Annotated in this window: 14 protein-coding genes; 6 read left to right on the top strand and 8 right to left on the bottom strand. The window is 40.4% G+C overall.

Features of this window, described 5'->3' with window-relative positions:
* Positions 1-75 precede the first annotated feature (75 nt).
* From AC6UDC_RS06110 to AC6UDC_RS06090, 5 genes are all read left to right on the top strand, one after another.
* Positions 76-1,821: an ABC transporter ATP-binding protein gene (locus AC6UDC_RS06110; protein ID WP_500695848.1), complete on the top strand. Its 1,746-nt coding sequence runs from the start codon at positions 76-78 to the stop codon at positions 1,819-1,821.
* A 92-nt stretch (positions 1,822-1,913) separates the two neighbouring features.
* Positions 1,914-3,398 carry a glutamate/gamma-aminobutyrate family transporter YjeM gene (gene yjeM, locus AC6UDC_RS06105; protein ID WP_500721784.1) on the top strand — a complete coding sequence of 495 codons (1,485 nt, stop codon included), beginning with the start codon at positions 1,914-1,916 and terminating at the stop codon, positions 3,396-3,398.
* A 176-nt stretch (positions 3,399-3,574) separates the two neighbouring features.
* Positions 3,575-3,922 (top strand): winged helix-turn-helix transcriptional regulator, encoded by a 348-nt coding sequence (locus AC6UDC_RS06100; RefSeq protein ID WP_500695850.1) that lies wholly within the window; start codon positions 3,575-3,577, stop codon positions 3,920-3,922.
* Between the two features lie 130 nt (positions 3,923-4,052).
* Positions 4,053-5,081 carry a zinc-binding alcohol dehydrogenase family protein gene (locus tag AC6UDC_RS06095; protein WP_500721918.1) on the top strand — a complete coding sequence of 343 codons (1,029 nt, stop codon included), beginning with the start codon at positions 4,053-4,055 and terminating at the stop codon, positions 5,079-5,081.
* A 160-nt stretch (positions 5,082-5,241) separates the two neighbouring features.
* Positions 5,242-6,828 carry an L-lactate permease gene (locus AC6UDC_RS06090; RefSeq protein WP_500721782.1) on the top strand — a complete coding sequence of 529 codons (1,587 nt, stop codon included), beginning with the start codon at positions 5,242-5,244 and terminating at the stop codon, positions 6,826-6,828.
* A 74-nt stretch (positions 6,829-6,902) separates the two neighbouring features.
* Here AC6UDC_RS06090 and AC6UDC_RS06085 read toward each other — a convergent pair whose 3' ends face one another.
* The 8 genes from AC6UDC_RS06085 to apf all read right to left on the bottom strand — a co-directional run bounded on the left by AC6UDC_RS06085 (position 6,903) and on the right by apf (position 15,270).
* The gene (locus AC6UDC_RS06085; RefSeq protein ID WP_500707403.1) at positions 6,903-7,283 is read right to left on the bottom strand and encodes a hypothetical protein; all 381 of its coding nucleotides are present in this window, start codon (positions 7,281-7,283) and stop codon (positions 6,903-6,905) included.
* Positions 7,284-7,415: 132 nt separating this feature from the next.
* Positions 7,416-8,201, bottom strand: coding sequence for a TMEM175 family protein (locus AC6UDC_RS06080; RefSeq protein WP_500694117.1), 786 nt, complete (start codon positions 8,199-8,201; stop codon positions 7,416-7,418).
* 192 nt (positions 8,202-8,393) lie between these two features.
* Positions 8,394-10,760, bottom strand: coding sequence for a lectin-like domain-containing protein (locus tag AC6UDC_RS06075; protein WP_500721779.1), 2,367 nt, complete (start codon positions 10,758-10,760; stop codon positions 8,394-8,396).
* Positions 10,761-10,847: 87 nt separating this feature from the next.
* On the bottom strand, positions 10,848-11,777 hold the full coding sequence (locus tag AC6UDC_RS06070; RefSeq protein WP_500706759.1) for a WxL protein host-binding domain-containing protein: 930 nt from the start codon (positions 11,775-11,777) through the stop codon (positions 10,848-10,850).
* A 46-nt stretch (positions 11,778-11,823) separates the two neighbouring features.
* Complete coding sequence (locus tag AC6UDC_RS06065; RefSeq protein WP_500694120.1) at positions 11,824-12,225, bottom strand: hypothetical protein; 402 nt, start codon at positions 12,223-12,225, stop codon at positions 11,824-11,826.
* Between the two features lie 20 nt (positions 12,226-12,245).
* A complete protein-coding gene (locus AC6UDC_RS06060; protein ID WP_500721777.1) occupies positions 12,246-13,334 on the bottom strand; it encodes a DUF916 domain-containing protein in 1,089 nt (362 codons plus the stop codon).
* A gap of 96 nt (positions 13,335-13,430) precedes the next feature.
* Positions 13,431-14,111 carry a WxL domain-containing protein gene (locus AC6UDC_RS06055; RefSeq protein ID WP_500694122.1) on the bottom strand — a complete coding sequence of 227 codons (681 nt, stop codon included), beginning with the start codon at positions 14,109-14,111 and terminating at the stop codon, positions 13,431-13,433.
* A 328-nt stretch (positions 14,112-14,439) separates the two neighbouring features.
* A complete protein-coding gene (gene apf / locus AC6UDC_RS06050; RefSeq protein ID WP_500694123.1) occupies positions 14,440-15,270 on the bottom strand; it encodes an aggregation-promoting factor in 831 nt (276 codons plus the stop codon).
* Between the two features lie 722 nt (positions 15,271-15,992).
* Here apf and zwf point away from each other — a divergent pair.
* Complete coding sequence (gene zwf / locus AC6UDC_RS06045) at positions 15,993-17,468, top strand: glucose-6-phosphate dehydrogenase (RefSeq protein WP_500694124.1); 1,476 nt, start codon at positions 15,993-15,995, stop codon at positions 17,466-17,468.

Raw genomic sequence — 17,468 nt, 5'->3', positions numbered from 1 at the left:
ATAAGCGGAATGAATATTCGTTTCAAGCAAGTCGATTTGTGATAGGATAGTAGTTACGATTTAAGGAGTGATAACGTGAAAAAGAAAAACCAAAAAAATAACGGATCCTTCAACTTTCGGGGATTCTTTCATTTAATTCGACAAACTAAACCACACTACTGGCAACTAATGGTTGGACTAATCCTGGGTCTAGTCGCTACTGGAGCCCAACTAACGGTCCCAAAGATTGCCCAGGTCATGGTAAACGATTTTGCCAAGGGCGTGAGTCTAGTCCTGATTTTTGCTATGGTTATTTTATTTGTCTTGAGTGCCCTAATTAACGCGGGCTCAGGAACGCTCCTGGGGTTCTTCGGTGAAGACGTCGTGGCTAACCTTCGAGAACTACTATGGGAGAAAATGGTGAAGTTAAACGTTCACTATTTTGATAGCGTGAAGACCGGAAAAATGACCTCGCGGCTCGTGAGTGACACAGATCAGATTAAAGACTTACTGTCAGTTTCATTTCCCAACACGATTACGTCGATCTTTCAACTAATCGGGGCTTTAATCATCATGCTCATCATGGATTGGCGAATGGCCTTAATCATGTTTATTGCCATTCCCATCGTCATGACCGTGATGCGACCAATCATTCACAAGTCGAGTCAGATTGGGAAATCGCGTCAGGACCAAATGGCTGATTTCAGCGGAAAGGCGCAGGAAACTTTAAACGAAATTCGCTTAGTTAAATCATCAAATGCCGAACCGTACGAAACCAACGCTGGTTCTAACTTGATTCACAATCTGTATCGAATCGGCCTCAAAGAGTCGGTCTATGACTCCATTGCGGGACCAATTCTGAACACGGTCATGATGGCTATGATTGTTGGAATCTTGGCATATGGCGCTCATCGGGTTGCCATTGGAGCTATGACCATCGGAACCATGTTTGCCTTTCTAATGTACCTGTTTCAAATCATTGGTCCCGTTAGCATGCTGGGTCGTTTTGTCACTGACCTCTCTAAAGCCAATGGTTCTACTGAACACGTCCGAGAACTCCTCATTGAACCCGAAGAAGACTTTGCGTCAGGCTTCTCGGATGATATTGGCGGTAAAACGTTGCGCCTCAATGACGTTAGTTTTGCCTACGACCCCGATGAACCGGTCTTAAAAAAAGTCAACGTCGCTGCCAAGCCCAATCAAACTACGGCCTTCGTTGGACCTTCTGGAAGTGGAAAATCAACCATCTTCAGTTTGATCGAACGTTACTACCAACCAACGTCTGGCACCCTTACAATTGGCAAGGAAAACATTGAGGACATTAACCTCTCCAACTGGCGGCATCAAATCGGACTGGTTAGTCAGGATTCAGCCATCATGGCGGGGACGATTCGCCATAATTTGACCTATGGACTAGACGAGCAGTTTACCGATGACCAACTCTGGCACGTCCTAAGCCTGGCGTACGCGGAGGGCTTTGTGAAAGAGATGCCCGACGGACTTTCCACTCAAGTTGGTGAACGAGGAATCAAGGTCAGTGGTGGCCAAAGGCAACGACTCGCGATCGCTCGGGCCTTTTTGCGAGATCCAAAAATCTTGATGCTTGACGAAGCCACGGCCAGTCTTGATTCACAATCAGAGGCCATGGTTCAAAAGGCGCTTCATCAACTCATGAAGGGTCGTACTACCCTCATTATTGCTCACCGATTGAGTACCATCGTTGATTCAGACGACATTTACTTTGTTGACCACGGTGAAATCAGTGGACACGGAACTCACGAAGAGTTAATCAAGACTTTGCCCAAGTACCGCGAATACGTTAAAATTCAATTCAAAAAATAAGGAATTCAGCAATGAATTCTTTTTTTGTGTCACAAATCAGGATTTTCCTGTTATACTTTAAGAATTATTTAAGAAATTGGAGGTTACATTTGATGGACAATAAAAAGTTATCATTATTTGCGTTAGTCTTAATGATCTTTACATCCGTCTTCGGATCAGCGAACATTTCCAGAGCGTTCTATCTAATGGGGTATGCCTCAATCATCTGGTACATCCTGGCAGCGCTCTGCTTCTTCATCCCGTTCGCGTTCATGATTGCGGAGTTTGGTGCGGCTTTTTCAGAAAAGCACGGTGGCATCTACACTTGGATGAGCGAATCAGTTAATCCTAAATTCGCCTTCACGGGAATCTCCATGTGGTATGCTTCCGCCATCATCTGGATGGTCAACACCAGTTCCGCCATCTGGGTCCCACTTTCAAATGCAATCTTCGGCGTTGATAAAACGTCAGATGCTCATCTCTTTGGACTTTCAAGCGTTGAAACCATCGGCCTTTTAGCCGTCCTTTTAATGGTCGTAATTACGTTCATCGCTACCCGTGGAATCGGTCAAATTCAAAAGGTCACTTCCATCGGTGGGTTTGCGGCCATGTTAACCAACGTAATCCTCATTGTTGGTGGTGCCATCATCCTTTTAATTAACGGACACACCTTTCAGCCGCTCTCCTGGAAAGCCGTCTTGGTGTCGCCTAATCCGCAATACGATTCATTAATTAATGTCCTCGGATTTATCGTATACGCAATCTTTGCCTACGGTGGACTAGAAACCATTGGGGGGCTCGTTGATCAAACCAAGACTCCCGAAAAGACTTTTCCTAAAGGAATCACCATCTCGGCCATCACCATTTCCGTCGTCTATTCGATTGGGATTTTCATGGTCGGAGCTTTTACGAACTGGAACCAGGTCTTGGGTTCAAAACACAACATTAACCTAGTCAACATCCCTTTCGTTATCATGAATAACTTTGGTTATCAACTGGGGACCGCCCTGAACTTTCCTCATGGCGTCTCCGTTCAAATCGGGATGTGGGTCAGTCGTTACGTCGGGGTTTCCATTTTTCTAGCACTGAGTGGGGCCTTCATCACACTCGTCATTTCGCCAATCAAGACGATTGTGGAGGGCACTCCCAAGGAAATTTGGCCGAGGTTCTTTACCAAAATCAACCGACACAACGTACCAGGTAACGCCATGATGATTCAGGGACTCTTAGTCATCTTGTTCATCCTCGTAATCTCGTTTGGGGGACAAAGTGCCAAAGCCTTCTTCAACATCTTGGTTCAGATGACCAACGTGGCAATGGTAATTCCGTACCTGTTCATTGCCTTCTCGTTCATTGGGTTTAAAGCCAACCAGAAAATCAAGAAGCCCTTTGTCTTCTACAAGAATTCACTGGTCGCTAAATTAGCGGTCTGTGTCGTAATGCTAACGGTCGGTTTTGCCATTATTTTTACGATTATCGCTCCCGCTTTGAGTGGCAACTACGTAAGCAGTATCTGGATGGTCGTAGGACCAGTACTGTTTGGTATTGTGGGTTATCTTTTGTACCACCACTACGAAAAGAAATATCTAAGTAAATAAGCAAAAATGAGACGTCCCTTTGGTGAAGGCGTCTCATTTTTTATTAGTAAATAATACTTTAATTTAAATTCATTACATTCAATAAGAACACAAAGTTATCCAAAGATATAGCGTATACTAGGTATGTAGACAACTTCAATGATATTTTGATCAAAATAAAGGGAGAAGTAAAAGTCATGAGCAATAGACATTTATATAATTGTCAAGAAGGCTGCCCAGTTGAAAGTACATTGCAAATAATCTCTGGCAAATGGAAAAGTGTTATTTTGTATCACTTATTTAAAAGTAAAGTAGTTAGATTTAATTATTTAAATAAGCAGATCAACGGCTGCTCAAAACGTATGCTGGCGCTACAATTAAAGGAACTAGAAAACGATAATATCATTGAAAAGAAGGTCTACCCAGTCGTTCCACCAAAAACAGAATACAAAATCACTAAATTTGGTGAATCACTAAAACCGGTTATTGATGAAATGGAAAAATGGGGAAAACTGTATAATTCAATCAACGACGATCAGAGATAAAAGCTTCAATCACAGTAATCTAAATTATCTAGTGAAACTCTTGTAACCTAGTAACAAAAATTACATTATTGTAAAGCATCATTTTCTCCTTAAAATTAACAGTAACTTAAATAAGGAGATTAGATAGATGATGAAAAAGAACATGAAGGCAATTGGCTTTACTAAATATTTATCAATTAAAAATCCAGACAGTCTATTTGAATTTAGTACAGAAGTCCCTACCCCTAAACCTCACGATTTATTGGTTAAAGTAGAGGCTGTATCGGTAAATCCTGTTGATGTTTATACTAGACGCGCCCAACGAAAGCAACTTGTTCATCCTAAGATAATGGGATGGGACGCCTACGGAACTGTCGTTACAACTGGAGCAGAGACGAGCATTTTTAAAACTGGTGATAAAGTTTTTTATGCTGGATCGTATAAACGACCTGGAAGTGACAGTGAGTATCAATTAGTCGACGAAAGAATAGTGGGGCATGCACCCAAAAAACTAAGTATTGAAGAAATTGCTGCGATGCCACTAACCAGTATAACGGCATGGGAAGCAATGTTTGAACAAATGGATATCGATATTAATGATACCGAAGGTAACTCGTCAAAATCTATTTTAGTCATTAATGGATCTGGTGGCGTTGGTTCGGTAGCAACCCAATTAGCCCATCTGGCCAATTTGACCGTGATTGCAACTGCAGGAAACGAAACGACTAAGAAATGGGAATTACAGCATGGAACTGATCATGTTGTTGACTATCACGATAGCATTGTTGACCAGGTTCATGATTTAGGGTTTAAGCACGTTGATTATATTTTGGAATTAGCAAATCTTGATGCTTATTGGTCAACCATCACAAAATTAATTGGTCCAAACGGAAACATTGCATCCACCACTGGATCCGGTCGAAATTTAAACTTTAGTCCATTAAAATCACGGATGGTAAGATTTGGTTGGGAATGGATGTATGAAAAATCATGGTACCAAACTCCCAACATGATTACACAACACATAATCTTGGATAAAATTGGAAAACTACTTGATGAGGGAAAAATTAAAAGTACCCTCACTAAAACAATTAGTCCCATTTCTGCCAAAAATCTTCGTAAAGCAACCAGTATGGTGGAGTCCCATCAAATGATGGGGAAGGTTGTTGTAAAACAATAATCAAATAATTAATTTGTGCCATAAAAGGCTAATCACTAAAGATTAGCTTTTTTATTTCCAAAACTCCTTGAAAATAACCCACTTCGCTTGAAGCTTCTAACTCATGTATAATAGTTATAAGACATCTTTACCGCAAAGCACTAAGAGGAGAAAACATTATATGGAATTATTAGTTTCAATGTTTCCGATACTAGTCCCAATAATTCTGCTGGGTTTTTTAAACATGCCAGCTTTAAAGGGAATGAGTGTAACGGCAATACTTGTTATTTTAGCTAGTTTATTGGTTTGGAAGATGCCAATGAAAGCTCTGGCAGCCTCAGCCATTCAGGGAGTCCACAAAAGTCTGACGATTGCTTGGATTCTCCTTGGGGCACTGTTATTACTAAGAGCACTGGAATACACCGGATCAGTTGACCGGATTAACGCTGGCTTCACCAATTTAACCACCGACATGCGCCTGCAAGCCGTCCTGATTGTCTTTCTGTTTGGGTCCCTAATTGAGGGAGTCTCGGGCTTCGGTGCTCCAGCCATGGTCACCGCGCCACTGCTAATTGCTCTGGGATTTAAACCGCTCTCTTCAATCGTTTTAGCCCTTGTAGCCGACTCAACTGCCGCCTCGTTTGGAGCCGTTGGGACCCCACTAACGGTTGGTCTAAGTAACACCGTTAGTAAAGCTGAGATGGGAAAAGTCGGGTTAAAGATTGCTAACCTCGAGTTAATCAGTGGGACCCTGGTTCCGCTGATCCTCATCGTTATGCTGGTCTTTTTGCTTCCCAATCAATACACCAAGCACCGCTTCAAATCAGTTTTACAGGTTACTCCATGGTGTCTTGCCATTGGGTTAATCTACTCGACTTCAACCATTATCAGTCAATTATTACTGGGGTACGAACTAACATCCGTTATCAGCCCCATTATTGCGCTGATCTTTGCCATCTTAAGTATTAAGTTCAACATTTTACTACCAAAAGATATCAAGAAAAATCCATGGAAACAGTCCGAAAAAGTAACCATCAAAGAAGCCCGAACCGATATTTCACTCGTAAGGGCATGGTTACCCTACGTCCTCGTAGTCGTTTTGTTAGTGATTCCCAAACTCGTCAAACCAGTTCACAACTGGTTAAACAGCCACGTCAACCTATCATTAACCAACATTCTTGGCTTTAAGGACATTGACTCGAGCTGGCTCCTTTTAGCTTCACCGGGAACCGTCCTCTTGATTGTTGCCCTACTAACGGTCCTGCTTCGTGAAGAATCATTTCGTTCGTTTTCACACGAAGCGTGGGACGTGGTGAAATCAATGAAGACCACGCTTCTGACCTTAATTGTGACTTTAATCATGGTCCAAGTCTTTACTAACACCAATTTTAACGGCGCCAAACTAGACAGCATGCCCGGTTACTTGGCATCGTTTATGGCTACTCACCTGCACGGCGTCTGGTTAGCAATCGCGCCAATTTTAGGCGCGGTTGGCTCATTTGTCACCGGGAGCACGACCGTCTCCACCCTGACTTTTTCATCAATTCAGGCTGATGTCGCCGTGGACGCTGGTTTAGATAAATTTCTCATCCTCGCCGGTCAAGTCATCGGTGCTGCGGTTGGGAACATGATTTGTGTCTACAACATTGTTTCAGTGAGTGGAGTAGTTGGATTGAAAGGACAGGAGGGGACGGTAATGCGGAAGACTGCCATTCCAGCAGCCGCTTATCTCTTTTTTCTCATTATCTCCATCTTCATATTCAAATAATTATAGGTAAACAAAAAATCCATCCCAATTCAACATTGGAATGGATTTTTTTTCAGATTTAATTGTCAAAAATTTTAATCTTTAAACGTCCATACTTCGTTAAGTAAAAAGCCAATAAACCCTAGAATCAGGATTAAATCAGTCCACATGACGGAAAGATGAGAAATTCCAATTATTACCAAAAGAAACACAATCAGGGTCACAATCCCACCCCAAATACGTTGCTTTGGAGTAATTTCACCCGCAATCTCCATTGCTGGATTCTTAATAAATAAAGTGACCGCCCAAATAATGATACAGAGGGCACTTAAAATAATCAAAATCCAGTCAATGAAACCAATGGGAAAACCATAGATGATCTCTTGGATGCCTTCAACCACACTAGTGCCAAATAAAATCATGGCCATGGCCGTCCACAGTAAACTGATACGACTAGTAAATGCGTTTTTCTTCATATTTAACACCTACCTTTAGATAAATTTTAACATATATTTAACTTTGAAAGAAAATGTTAAAGAAAAAGGGACTGACATCGTTTGTTCATTGACGTCAATCCCTAAAAATATTTTATAGCAATGCTTTAAGTTTTACCTCTGATCAGCGGCCCACTTGGCAAACTGGGTCCAAATCTCATGCTTTTCTTTCTCATCATCAGTACCCTTTGACGCCTTAATCGTCGAAGCTAACTTGGCTTTTAAGGATTTTTTCTGATCAGCTGTCAAATTTTTAACCGACTCAGTTAAATTAACCTGGCCCTCTTCCATTCCTTGATTAGCCAAGTTCAAGGTCCCGTGCTCGTGGCTGTTTTCAATAAACGACCAAATTGGGATAATGATAAATAAAGTCAAAGCAATTCTAGGAAAGAAAAACGCCAAAATAATCAAAATGACGTACGCCGCGATTGAATAGTTAAAGTTTCTGGCAAATATATAGTTGAAAACTTCGTGTTGCTTGGAATGCTTTCGGTACTTGACTTCAGCAATTTGCGACACAATGATGCGAAAGACCACCAATAAAATTAGTGAAAGAGTGCCATAAAGCATCACCGTGATTTGCGATGTATCGTCGGTCATAAGCTTTGTAAAAGTTGGAATTAACGACATGAAAAAGAGGAACACCAGGTCCATGACAACCGTCTTGTTGGCGACTTTTTCGGTATCATTGAATACTTGTGCATGCTGGTACCACAAGTTCCCAACAAAACAAAAACTAACGGCATAAATTCCAATGGCACGAAATAGAACCAGATACTCAACGTTTCCACCCATTTTCTCAATCGGCAGTTCCAACACCATCACGGTAATAATGATGGCAATGATGGCGTCACTGAAGGCATCAAGTCGATCTTTCATTTTTTTCTTGATTTCACCCATAACGTTTCCTCACTTTGATAGATTTACGCTAATTATAGCACGCCATTATGGAGATTTTAAACACATCAAAAAAGCGTTTCACAATTACCAACTTCATGATTAAATTTATCTACAACCAAAAAGGCTATCAAGTCCTTGATAGCCTTTCATTTGGCAAAACATATCATAACCGCGATCACTGATTAACCGTCTTTATGGTGTTCCACTATCTTTTGAACCATACTTGATGCTCCAGTTAAGCGTAGCGTCATATCCCCCGGTACTACCGACGGCACTTCCACTCTGGTTCATCCTTAAATCAAGTCCTTGATTAGCATTCCATTTAATTGGAGTCGTAATCTTACCATCTTCCTTTTTCCCAGGATAGTTGTAAACCTGGACGTTGCCAGTTCCTGGGTTCAAAATGGTTGGTTGTTTGCTGTTTAAGGCAAAGTAAGCCAGTGAAAATGGTGACCCGGGCCTCCCAATCTCATGTGGATTTTCAGGAGTATTCTCCTGAGAGAGCCAGACACTGTACGGACTCTTAACACGACGATCATCGGTTAAACTAGCAACCTCGTACCCTTTGTTGATGTCAATCGGGGTCTTTTTCTTGCCAAGGTTTCTTGGTTGCATGTACTGATCCTTAAAGAAGTAGTCATTTTGAAAGCCGTAGTCTAAATCCTGCGGTTGACTCAAAACAACCGATCCATTGTAGAAATTATAGGTCTCTTTTCGTCCTTGAAACTTAAGTGAATCCTGGTTGCGATCGGTTCCCGTCAATTCAGGGATTGAACTCATATTATCAGGATTATTGTCCCCAAGCTGAAGGTCAGCGGTAATATTAGTTACCTCTCGACCATTCATGTCTGGAAGATTCTTAATCGTAATCTTCTTAGCGTTCTTAAAGTTAGAGTTGGAGTCTTTCCCACTAATCTCATAATCGGTGGTGTCACTTACCGTATAATCACTATTACTAATTGGTTCTCCGTTAACATCAATGTTCTTGATGTCTTTAATACTTGGAACCACAAATGAATACGAACCATCTTTAAACTGCGTGCCTTCAATCATGTTATGAAGGGAAATCTTGTACTGAACCTCACTTCCGTCTTTGACGTCGGTCAGATTATTGGTCCAAGTATTACCACCGTCATTTGACATCTGGTTTTGTAAAATAACCCGTGGTTTAACGTTGTCGTACGGGTTATTCGACATTTCGACGGTCGCCTGACTTGACTTAACCACTCCGTCATCCGGTGCCGTAAAGTTACTTCCCTTAGCGGTTACCGTATTCTGCTTAATATTAGGATCTGGATCAGTAATAATCGTTCGAAATCCAACTGAGTCAGGTTTCCCATCATCGTCGATGGGTTCAATTCCGTTGGGGTATTCCGCCACGATTTGATCGTTATCGTCCAGACCACGCATCCCTAGATTGGTCATGTCATCCGTAACCTTAACGTTATCCCAGGTATTTCCTAAACCATTATCTTTGTAGTTGTAGGTATCGACCTTATAAAGCATCACGTCTCCAACCTTAGCGTTAGTGACAAGGTCCTTAAATTCACTTGGATCGATTTCCTTAATCATGTCATTTGCGGCACCGGTATCACTATCATAGGGATTAATATCCTTATACTTCCCCTCACGTTGAAGCGCACTTAAATCACAAACTAATTTTTTAACCCCAGGAATCTGAGGAATTTCGGTATTGGCAATGGCACTGACCATGTTCAATGCACCAGTTGCACCAGTAAATCCCCACCATGCGTAGTCACCTTGAAATTGGCTCAAAGGAACATTTTCAGTAGTGGTATGCTGATCAATTCCGTCAATTGAGTGACTAGACTTGGGATCATTATAAGTAACCGTTGCGGTGGCATGATCCGACCTGGCGTTACTATCTGGTTGCCAGTCATTAGGCATCCACTTGTAAGTCACCGGGATCCATGTTCCCTGATTAGCCGTTAAAGATGGCGTCTGACTATAATCATGGTGATTGATTCCAATATGATCTTTATCGTGCCAGTCAAATGGACCAGTGAATTCATTTGGATAAATGAACGCCGTATGCGGAATCTTTCGCGGCAATTTATGGTCACTATAATCTCCGTTGTAGTATGGATCAAACTCAAACGATAAAGCATTGTGAATAAATTGGGTCCTCAAATATGCCTTTTTAGGATTAACATGATCATTGTCAATTGCCTTTGAAGCGGTTCGGACATTTCCATATGAACCGAGTGATTCACCCGATGATCCGATGGCATTTGGATTGTCATTTTGCAGGGTAAAGGTCAGTCCATCAGCTAATGTTTTAACTTTTTTCGGGTTTTTCATATAAACGTAAAACTTAATTGTAAACGGTTTTTGTAAATCAACTTGGTTCTTCCACCACATGGTTTGAGCAGAATGATCATCACCAGTATTATCAGTTACCACCTGAACGTTGGGATATCTTTTTTGAACGCTTTCATTCGGTTGAATCCCAGCAAACATAAATTCATCCATTGACGGACCTGATTCTGGTGGTGCAGGAATGTTATACGGATTATCTGGATCCGCCCTAACACTCATCATTGCGCCACAAATCATAAATACAGCAGTACAAACCACTCCTATTAATAGCTTATAAAGTACTTCTCTTTTTATTCTCATTTTTTCTCAATTCTTTTTATTTTTCTTTTTGTGATAGAACATCCGACAAATCCAAAAAATAATCCAAATTTCGATGGTCAAAAATACCGCAATTAAAACCGGTACGTATGACTCTACTTGGTTTGATAACTTTAGTGGGGTAAACGTCTTGTGCAATCGAACCGTTTGCTTGTCAGAATGGATCATAACATCCATCCGATACCTACCAGGCTGCAATTTTTGATAGGGAATTGTCCACACCAAAGGAGTATTCGGGGCAATACTGACATCCGAATATTCCTTTATCGTATCCAATTTTTCGTTATGAAAAACTTTGACTCGCACCCTCGCATGTTGAATCAGCTGTGGGTAATTATTCTTAATCGTAACTTTAAACGCATTTAATCCATCATAATTTCCACTCTCGATGTTTGAAATTTTTAAACGATCTAATTTCAATCCATCCTGTCCACTTAACGAAACTCCAATAACGTAACTGGCTAAACTGTTAACCTTCTCGTTTGAAACGGAAGGAACCACTCCAGTAGCAGTAATGCCAGCAAGTTCTGTTCCCATAACTCGTGAATTTGTCCTGATTTGGTAATTGACTACCTTACTTGCATCCGGAGCCAAATTCACTTCTCTTTTAAGTTTTCCAACAACTTGTCTAGAAACCGAATTCTGATCATTTTTAAGCACGCTTGGATTAGCGTATGAAATACTGCCACTCGACGTGGTCGTTGCATTATTCAGCGTTAACCTAATTTTAATGGGACGGTCTCCGTGATTTTTCAAAAGAAGCGGGAGCTGGTATTCCCGATTCGGTTTAGCTTGAATCGCAAAATACTCCTTTCCCTTTTGAAGCGGAAGTCCACCCAAAACCGGCGTGGCAGAAAATGACGGATAATCATCCGAATTGGCCTGGGAAGTCATTGGCACAAACAGTTCAATCAACAAAACTCCAACTAAAATTATAATTTTAATTAGTTTTCGCATTTGAATTTTATTTCGAATTCTTCAATTCTAATTTTTTAATGAAATGACGGTTTAATATAATCAGAAAAGCGATAAAGAGAAAAATCACTCCGGCTACCATTGTGCCCCATTTAAGCATTTGTCCTGTTTGAGGTAACGTACCTTGTTGCTCCCCACTAACAGCAATGGTTGGCGGAATTTTAGTGCCTTCTGATTCAGAGGGACCTGGGGTTTTATTAGACATATCTTCAGGTTGACCACCCTGTCCATTGGGTGCTGGAGTTACGTTTCTACCAATTCGAATTGTGGTATTTGAATTAGATTCACTCTTCGCAAACGAAGCTGCATTCGCTTCTAACCCAACGGCTATTAAAATAGTTAATCCAGTTAACAGTACCATCCTTAAAAACTTAGAACATTGTATTCGCATTTGTACATCTCCCAACCTAGTTATTTAGATTGATCGTTTCTTTTATCAAGTTCTGCTTGCTGTGTGGCAATCAAATCCTTTTGTTTTTTGTGTTGACGGTACAAAACGTAGCATAAGATCAAGATTAAGATTAACAAGATAATCAATAGGATGATCCACCACCAGTTTTTATTAGCATTATTAATTGCTGCCTGAGCAATTGAAATATGGAAATCTTTTTCAATATCCCACTTGTTTCCGTTAATGTCTGAAGCCTGCAAACTCAAATGATAATTACCGGGTAACAACGCGTTTTTGCCAAAATTATTCATAAAATTAAAGTTGGAATTAGGCGCCATACTTAAGCCACTCTGGTTGGCCTTACTCAAGACTTTCTTTGGATTACTCTTTCGGTAAATCTTGTCTTTTAAATGCATTTGACTAACCGTCGTGGGCTTTTCGTTCGCTAACTTAGTATAAATCACCGGTTCATTAGATACCTTCCCCGGTTTAATACCTTGAGCCGTAAGCTTTGGTTTAATGGTTTGATTAGTGTTGTCACGAAGATAGACGGGCATTGCTAAAGCAAACTTATTATTAACGCTGACTCCCCTTAACTTAGCTGCAGAAGGTGGCAATTGTGGACTAACGTACAGTCCACCCATGATGACACCTTGATAAGTCTTGTCAGGAGCTTTTACGTTAAAGTTAACGTTGGTTCCCTTGTTAGGAGCTAAGTTAATCGTCTGCTTCTTGTCTCCTTGGACTAAATCCTTGAATTTATACTTCAAAGTTTTATCAGTCGGAAACTTATTAGTCGGATTGAGCGCAATGGCACCACCACCGGAAGTAAAAGCAGTTGTTGGTTCAATGCTAAAGGACTGGGGTGACTTGGATAAATTAACGATGCTCAAACTAATTTGTTGGGTTTGACCCGGCTTGGTTTGAACAAAGATCACTCCATCTTGCTTAATTTGATTCTTAGTGTAATTCGGTTTAACCGCAATTGATGGACCTTGGGCTGCATTTGTTTTTAAGGTTCCAAGTATCGGAATCATCAAAAGAATGGTTGCAACGGCAAGTAAAAACGGTAACCAGAATTTCTTCAACCTTGATAAAATTACAATCACGTCCTACTTAATTAATTTTCTAATTTACTAAAAAGAAGACAAACCGTACGTGGTCTGTCTTCTTGGTTATACAATACACACCCGTAAAGAGAACTATTAGTTAGTTGGGTTTTGTGGGCCTTGTGCGTTAAGAGTCCAAATAATTGGTGCGTTGTAATCAGCTGGAGTAACGTTAGCTGGCATGTTCAAACTAGCGTCAGTACTCTTTGAGTAGTCAACTGAAGTCGTTCCTAAACCTTGACCAGCATTAGCTGAAAGAACTTGGGAAGAATTGTCAGCTCCAGCATTCAACAATGGAGTATTTACTTGAGCGGCACTTCCAATACTGTTTTTAACAGCGGTTTGGTTCAATTGAACACCCCAACCATTACCTGGTTGATCATTGAATTGACCTAAAGCAGCTGAAACAGTCCAACCAGCACCATTTGGTTGATCTTTGACGGTACGACCATCAACAACAACTAATTGTGGTTTACCATTACCGGTTTGGTTATCATGCAACGGAATCCCAAATTGTGGGTTACTGTTGTTGGCTGCTTCACCGAAGTTTAAATCTGGAACTTCTTGTAAAGTTAAGTATCCGGTTCTTACTTGAACGTGAGCTTTTGATTGTCCTTGTACTGAACCAGTAGTGTCATTAGGAGTTGCACTAGTGTCTGCTGGAAGATGAACAGGAGCAGCGTTTACATTAATGTTCTCAATGGCCATTGACAAACCTAAAACGGCTGCTAATGATGCCACACCTAAAACTAATTTCTTACCAATATTTGCTTCCATAAAAAACTACCTCCAAAAAATATATTATTTTATTGCTAATAAATTGTATGTTTGTAATGGTGATAAAGCACCACAGACACGCAATCTAATAACATCTTTCACAAAGACATTATACCATAGAATAAAATCCTTGTGCAATAAAAATAGGAAAAATTTCACAACACCCACTTCTTTTCACAATATCCTAATAGAATCCTGGCTTCATGCAAAAGTCTACTATTAGTATAACTTATAAATGGATTATTTTTCAAGCTAAAAAAGTCACGGTGACCAATTTGATCACCGTGACTTCAATTAATTCTTATTAATTAGTTAGTATAAATTTATCTTAGTACCAACCGTGTGATTGCCAGAATGATTGGGCGCCTGACCATGAACCATAACGTGAAGTTACGTATTGGTTAGCAACTCGATCTTGGTTAGCAGCTGAGTAGTCACCATTTAAGTATGACTTAGATAATTGGTACTTACCGTAGTAGTTACCATTTGAAGCAGTGTATGAACCACCTGATTCACGTGCAGTGATCCAAGCTTTGGCTGCATCATCACCACCGTTGCTTGAGTAGTTAACGTTAGATGGTTTAACAGTGTTAGTTTGTACAGTGTAAGTTCTTTGGTTAGTTCGTGGTGCTGCTGGAGCTGGAGTACTCTTTTGAGCTGATGCTTGTACATTAGCCTTTGGTGATTGGGTTGGTTGAGTATTAGCTTGTTGTTGTGCAGCTGGAGCTTGTTGTACGGGAGCTTGAGCTTTTGGTGCTGCTGGGGCTGGGGCTTGTACTTGAGCCTTTGGTGCTGGTTGAGCAGCAACTGGTTGTTGTACAGGTTGTGCAACCTTAGCAACTGGAGCTTTAACAGCTGGAGTAGTCTTTGGTGCTTGGTAACCAGTAGTTTGTGCTGGTTGTGATACAGCATTTGGAACAGTAACACCAGTTGGGATTACTAATCTTTGTCCAACTGAGATTTGGTCAACATTTTGTAAATGGTTAGCTTTAGCGATTTGGTTAGTAGAAACTTTGTATTGTTGAGCAATTTCTGAAACAGTGTCACCTGATTTAACTGTAACGTTTGTTGAAGCGTGGGTGGTGTTAGCACCTACTGCTAATAAACCTAATGCTGCGGCACTTGATAAAACTACGGCCTTGATACTTTTTGACTTCATAATAATAATCACTCCTAATCTAAATTTCTTAACTAATTTTCGTTTTCCGGTTTTCTGTTTTTTAAATTCGTTGATCTCCTGTATCAATCAACAATGTATATACTAAACGGAAAACATTACACACAAATAACACAGTGTTTAAAAAAATCGCCGATTTTTGTTATTTTGTAACATAAGTAACATGTTTTGCAACATAACCCTAAAAATCACCGGATTATTAAGTGTTTCCTGTATCATTTTGTAATTTTTACTCGTTTTTTTGCCATATATTCCCTTCAATTTCTTCAAAATCACTTCAAAAAAAGGTTGACAACCATATTTTTAGGTCAATTCAACCTAATTTTTCCTTTTTTGACCTGTTTCTACTATATTAATCTAACGATCATTAGATTCACATCATCACTGTTTCCCGCTTTGAATTTTCCACTACCATTTTATTTTTAACCATCAATTCTTTGTTATTATGGTAGAAAACTTTTTTATGTCGTTTAAATTATCAGTCCTTTTTTTACGGCCAGCCACTTTATGACCTGTACCAATTTGGCAATCAAAAAATTATTTTGGCCTATTTATAATGAAGAAATGCGTCAAGTTAGGGATACTTTAGATAGCGCTTTCATATGTGGAACAATAAGGAATAAACCACTTTTTTTGGTAGCAGTAGTGTTATATAATTGGTCTTGTATACGAATAACTATAATTATTAAAAGGAGTGAGTATTAATGGCAACTGCTAACCGTGCATTATTCATGCTTTTCGGTGGCACTGGTGACCTTGCTTTGCGAAAGTTATATCCAGCCTTATTTGAACTTTACAAAAAGGGCAGTATTGACAATCATTTTGCACTGCTTGGGTTAGCTAGACGACCCCACACCGATGAGGAATTTCAAAAAATGGTTTTGGATTCCATCTCGTCAGAAGCAGATAATCAAGAACAAGCTGAAGAGTTTGCTAGTCATTTTTACTTCAGATCTCATGATGTTACCAACGTGGAACATTATCAGGCCCTGAGTAAATTAGCCGACGAACTTGACAAGAAATACGAACTTAATGGTAATCGGATCTTTTATGTTTCAATGGCCCCAAGATTCTTTGGAATCGTTGCTAAAAATCTGAAAGAACAACACGTTCTTTCAGACAATGGTGGCTTTAACCGCTTGGTAATTGAAAAACCATTCGGTCGAGACTATGAATCTGCTGAAAAATTAAATGATGAATTAACCGCTGCATTTAAGGAAGACCAAATCTTTCGCATCGATCATTATTTAGGCAAAGAAATGGTTCAAAGTATCCCAGTTATTCGATTCGGTAACCCCATCATCGATGCCGTTTGGAACCACAACTACATCGATAATGTCCAGATCACCCTATCCGAAAAACTTGGTGTAGAAGACCGTGCCGGATATTACGACACAGCTGGTGCTTTACGTGATATGATTCAAAACCATACCATGCAAATCATGACCCTCCTTGCAATGGATAAGCCAGAATCATTTGTTGATACTGACGTTCGTGCTACCAAGGTCAAAACCCTTGAAAGTATGAACTTCTATGATACTGAGGGTGTCAAAAAGAACTTTGTTCGTGGTCAATATGGAGCTGGTAGTGGTTCAGCCGCCTACCGTGACGAGCCAGACGTTCCACACGATTCTAATAATGATACCTTTGTTGCTGGAAAAGTAACTTACAATCTTTCTAGATGGGAGGGCACTCCTTTCTACGTTCGAACTGGTAAGAAGTTAAAAACCAAAGCCACTAGAGTTGATATTATCTTCAAAAAAGACATTAACAACATCTTCAGTAAAGCCGGTTTGCCAGATACTCTTAAAACCAACGTCCTCTCAATTTTAATTGACCCTCGTGGTGGAATTACACTGAGGGTCAACGTCAAGGACTCCAAACAAGGTTTCCATACCGAAACCATCGACCTTAGTTACCTACAAAATGATGCTCGGGCTTCAGAAGTTCCTCAACCATACGAGCGTCTTTTCCATGACATCTTAAATGGTGATCACACCAACTTTGCAAGCTGGCCAGAAGTTGCCGCCGCTTGGAAGTATGTTGACCCCATTCAGAAGTACTGGGACGAAACCAAACCTGATTTTCCTAACTACGAACCAGGTTCAATGGGACCAAAGGCAGCAGACGAGTTATTAGCTCGAGATGGTCACAGTTGGTACTTCCCTGCTGAAAAGTAA

The sequence above is a fragment of the Fructilactobacillus sp. X7R7C1 genome (assembly GCF_059901065.1).
Note: the sequence above shows the minus strand (reverse complement) of the source record. Positions and strands in the feature narration are given on the sequence as shown.